This is a genomic window from Methylomonas koyamae (assembly GCF_001644025.1).
In the GTDB taxonomy this organism is placed as follows: domain Bacteria; phylum Pseudomonadota; class Gammaproteobacteria; order Methylococcales; family Methylomonadaceae; genus Methylomonas; species Methylomonas koyamae_A.
The window spans coordinates 1-3,870 of the sequence record NZ_LUUK01000076.1 but is presented as its reverse complement, the minus strand read 5'-3'; the positions used below and the strand labels follow the sequence as shown (position 1 = coordinate 3,870).

Here is a 3,870-nt window from a genome sequence, read left to right as displayed (position 1 = left end):
CCGGCTTGCGCGGCGATGGCCTTGGCGGTGATTTCGTTGTCGCCGGTCACCATCAACACCCTGACGCCGGCGGCTTGCAGCCGACGCACCGCCTCGGCCGAATCGGCCTTGATCGGGTCGGCGACGGCAACGATGCCGGCGACGGTCTGCTCTTCGGCCAACAGCATCGCCGTCTGTCCCTTGGCCGACAGTTCGGCCATTTTTTCCCGGTAGGGCGTGTCGTCGATGCCGTTTTCCGCCATCAACGCGGCGTTGCCGAACAACCAGAGACGATCCGCGATCCGGCCGCTGATGCCGTGGCCGGCCACCGCCTGAAAGCGTCTGACTTTATCCAGGGTCAAGCCGCGATCGGCCGCGCCGGCCAAAATGGCCGCCGCCAACGGATGCTCGGAGCCGGATTCCAGGCTGGCCGCGCGCTGCAACACTTGCTCGACCGAGTATTCCCCGAACGCCACCACGTCGGCCAGACTCGGTTTGCCGGTGGTCACGGTACCGGTCTTGTCCAACACCAGACAACTGATGTTGCCGGCGCTCTGTAAGGCTTCGCCGCGCCGGATCAATATGCCGGTTTGCGCCGCCCGGCCGACCGCGACCATCACCGAAATCGGGGTGGCCAAGCCCAGTGCGCACGGGCAGGCGATGACCAGCACCGTCATCGCGGTGACGAAGGCGTAACCCAACGACGGCGCCGGTCCGAATATCAGCCAAACCAAAAAGGTGAACGCGGAAATGCCGACCACGGTCGGCACGAATACCGCCGAAATGCGGTCGGCCAGCTTGGCGATGGCCGGCTTGCTGTTCTGCGCCTGACGCACGCTTTGGATGATCTGTGCCAGCGCGGTATCCCGGCCGATTCGGGTGGCGCTGAACAAAAAGCTGCCGTGCAAGTTCATCGTGCCGGAAGCCACATTGGAGCCGACCTGCTTTTCGACCGGAATCGACTCGCCGGTCAACATCGCTTCGTCGACGCTGGAATGGCCTTCCAGCACCACGCCGTCCACCGGAATTTTTTCGCCGGGCCTGACCCGCAAGGTTTCGCCCAAACCGACCTGCTCGATCGGCACGTCGATTTCGGCGCCGTCGCGGACCACGCGGGCGGTCCGCGGTTGCAGACCGATCAGGGCGCGTATCGCCGCGGAGGTTTTACCGCGCGCGCGGGTTTCCAAGGCACTGCCCAAATTGATGAAGGCCAAAATCACCGCCGAGGCTTCGAAGTAGGCGTGCGCCGACAACGACGGCAATTGCCCGGAAAAATCGATGACGACGCAAGAATACAACCAGGCCGAGCCGGTGCCCAGCGCGATCAGCGTGTCCATATTGCTTTGCCGAACTTGCAGCAGCTTCACCGCGCTGACGAAAAAATGTCCGCCGGAATAAAACATCACCGCCAGCGTCAGCAAGGCGACGATGGACCAAAAGTCGGCGCCGGCGGCGGTACCCATCGCCGGAAACCAGTCCATATGGGCACCCAACATCAGCGGCACGCCCAGCGCGCCGGCGACCTTGGCCTTGTTCATCAAATCAAGATAGCGCCGTTCTTCCTGCTCTTCCTCCTCGCGCGGGTCTTCCAGACCTTCCATCACCGCCGCGTCGTAGCCGGCTTCCCGTAGCGAACGCTTCATCGCTTCATGGTCGGCGGCACCGGTGACGGTCGCGGAATGGTCGGCGAAATTAACGGCGACCGATTCGACGCCCTGCACTTGTTGCAACGCGGTTTCGACGGCGGCAATACAGCCCGCGCAACGCATGCCCAGAATCGACAGGCGGGTTTCGGCGGTTTGAACTTGGTCAGTGGTCATTGAATATCCCCGGCATTTGCCGTTGTTGCGACTTGATCGTTGGCACCGGCGGTCGGCACCTTGGCCAGGTACGCGCGCATCGCGATTTATTCGACTTTGAAACCGGCTTCGACGATGGTGTCCTCGATTTCATCGAGGTCGGTCTGGGTCGGATCGTACTCGACGTCCACCCGTTTTTCGGTATGCGAGGCTTTTACGGCTATCACGCCCGGCACCGCCGACAGTTTTCCGACGATGTTATTCTCGCAACCGCCGCATTTCATACCCGTTACCGCTAAAGACGCTGTTTCCGACATAGAGTTCTCCCAAAGTTGTTGAAATCCGAATCGGCGGGTCACTCGACGAGCGCGGCACGCTCGTGTATAAAACCCCACCAAGCTTCATGATAGAGGATGCACGGGGGGAGCCGCAACGCATGACAGATTTTCTAATCGGTCGACAGCCGATATTGGACCGGGATTTAAGCACCTTCGCTTACGGAATTCTGTTTCGGGGCAAGGACTTCGATCTGAGTCAACAGGATGGGGCAGCCAACGCGACCCGCCAAGTCATTACCGACACCATCCTGGAAATCGGCCTGAACGAATTGGTCGGTCCGCATAAGGCCTTCATCAACTTTACCGGCCGGAACTTGCTGGACAACATACCGCTACACTTGCCCAAGGACCGCATCGTCATCGAAGTCCTGGAATCGGTCGCGGTCGACGACGCCATCGTCGCCAATTTGAAGGCCCTGTCCGAATTGGGCTACACCATCGCGCTGGACGACTTCGTGTTGACGCCGGAATGGCGGCCGTTGCTGGAAATCGCCGACATCGTCAAACTGGACGTCATGGCCGACGGCCTCGAAAAATCCCACGCCTTGATCACCGAGCTCAAAGGTTACGGGCTGCGCCTACTGGCCGAGAAAGTCGAAACCCACGAGGAATTTCAAGCCTTGAAGGAATGGGGCTGCGAACTGTTCCAGGGATTTTTCTTCAGCAAACCCAATTTGGTGGAAGGCAAGCGCCTCGGCGTCAGCCAGGCCTCCGCTATCCGGCTAATGTCGGCCGTCAACCAGCCCGATGTCGAGTTTTCGGAGATCGGCCGCATCGTCTCTCAAGATGTCGGTCTGAGTTTTAAGCTGCTGCATTACATCAATTCGGCGTTTTTCGCGTTGCCGCGCAAGATCGAATCGATTCAGCACGCCATCGTCTGCCTGGGGCTGATCGAGGTCAAACGCTGGGTCAACATCCTGACGCTGTCGTCGCTCAGCGACAAGCCCTCGTCGGTTCTACAAAACGTATTAGTCCGCGCCAAGCTCTGCGAACTGCTGGCGCAGGAAACCGGCCAGGACCGAGAGCTGTTTTTCTTCGTCGGCATGCTGTCCGGCCTGGATGCCTTGCTGGACATGCCGTTACCGAAAGTTATCGAACAGCTGCCGCTGTCCGACGATATAATGCAAGCCGTGCTGGAATACGCGGGCGGCCCCGGCGAAGCGCTCAAGTTTTGCGTCGCTCACGAGCGTTGGGAACCGTCCTTGGGGTCGTATCGGGGCGTTTCGCATACTCGAATTGGCCAACTGTATTTGGAAAGCATCGATTGGTGGGCCAAATGCGTGTTTCCGCTGTTAAGTACTTAAATGTCCCGTTACCGGTGGTTTATGAAAAAATCGATATTCTTGGCTCTGTCGACCCTGGTGGTCAGCTTTCGGTTAACGGCCGGAGAATTGGCGGAAGTCGGCGCCGAGCAATTGCTGGACATGCAAAAAAACCAAAACGCACTGGTGATTGATGTGCGTACCGAACAGGAATGGCAGGCGTCCGGCGTGATCCCGCAAAGCCGCTTGTTGCAATCGTTCGACGCAAACGGCCAAATCGACCAGGAGGCCTGGAGCAGCCAAGTCGAGAAATTGAAAACGTCACCGGATCAGCCGGTGATTCTGGTATGCCGGTCCGGCAACCGCAGCGCCAAACTCGGCAAATTGTTGGCCGAGCAAAAAGGCATGAACCAAATCTACCACCTGTCCAGCGGCATTCAAGGCTGGATCAAATCCGGCAAACCGGTCAAACCCAGTTGCGCGACGGTCGCT

4 protein-coding genes are annotated in these 3,870 nt (G+C 59.4%); 2 read left to right on the top strand and 2 right to left on the bottom strand.

Annotated features, from left to right (window positions below; translation table 11 throughout):
- Both A1355_RS06725 and A1355_RS06720 read right to left on the bottom strand, forming a co-directional pair.
- Positions 1–1,799 (bottom strand): heavy metal translocating P-type ATPase (locus tag A1355_RS06725; RefSeq protein ID WP_064026298.1); only part of this gene is annotated, 1,799 nt, incomplete at its 3' end.
- 86 nt (positions 1,800–1,885) lie between these two features.
- Positions 1,886–2,095: a heavy-metal-associated domain-containing protein gene (locus A1355_RS06720; RefSeq protein WP_064026296.1), complete on the bottom strand. Its 210-nt coding sequence runs from the start codon at positions 2,093–2,095 to the stop codon at positions 1,886–1,888.
- Positions 2,096–2,214: 119 nt separating this feature from the next.
- Between A1355_RS06720 and A1355_RS06715 the strand changes: the two genes are divergently transcribed.
- Together A1355_RS06715 and A1355_RS06710 are read left to right on the top strand one after the other, a co-directional pair.
- Complete coding sequence (locus A1355_RS06715; protein WP_064026294.1) at positions 2,215–3,420, top strand: EAL and HDOD domain-containing protein; 1,206 nt, start codon at positions 2,215–2,217, stop codon at positions 3,418–3,420.
- Positions 3,421–3,441: 21 nt separating this feature from the next.
- Positions 3,442–3,870, top strand: a 429-nt coding sequence (locus A1355_RS06710; protein WP_082885403.1) for a rhodanese-like domain-containing protein, incomplete at its 3' end; no start/stop codon positions are given.

Excerpts from the sequence above, each read along its gene's own strand:
- A1355_RS06720 (WP_064026296.1), bottom strand. The coding sequence starts at position 2,095 with ATGTCGGAAACAGCGTCTTTAGCGGTAACGGGTATGAAATGCGGCGGT.
- A1355_RS06715 (WP_064026294.1), top strand. The coding sequence starts at position 2,215 with ATGACAGATTTTCTAATCGGTCGACAGCCGATATTGGACCGGGATTTA.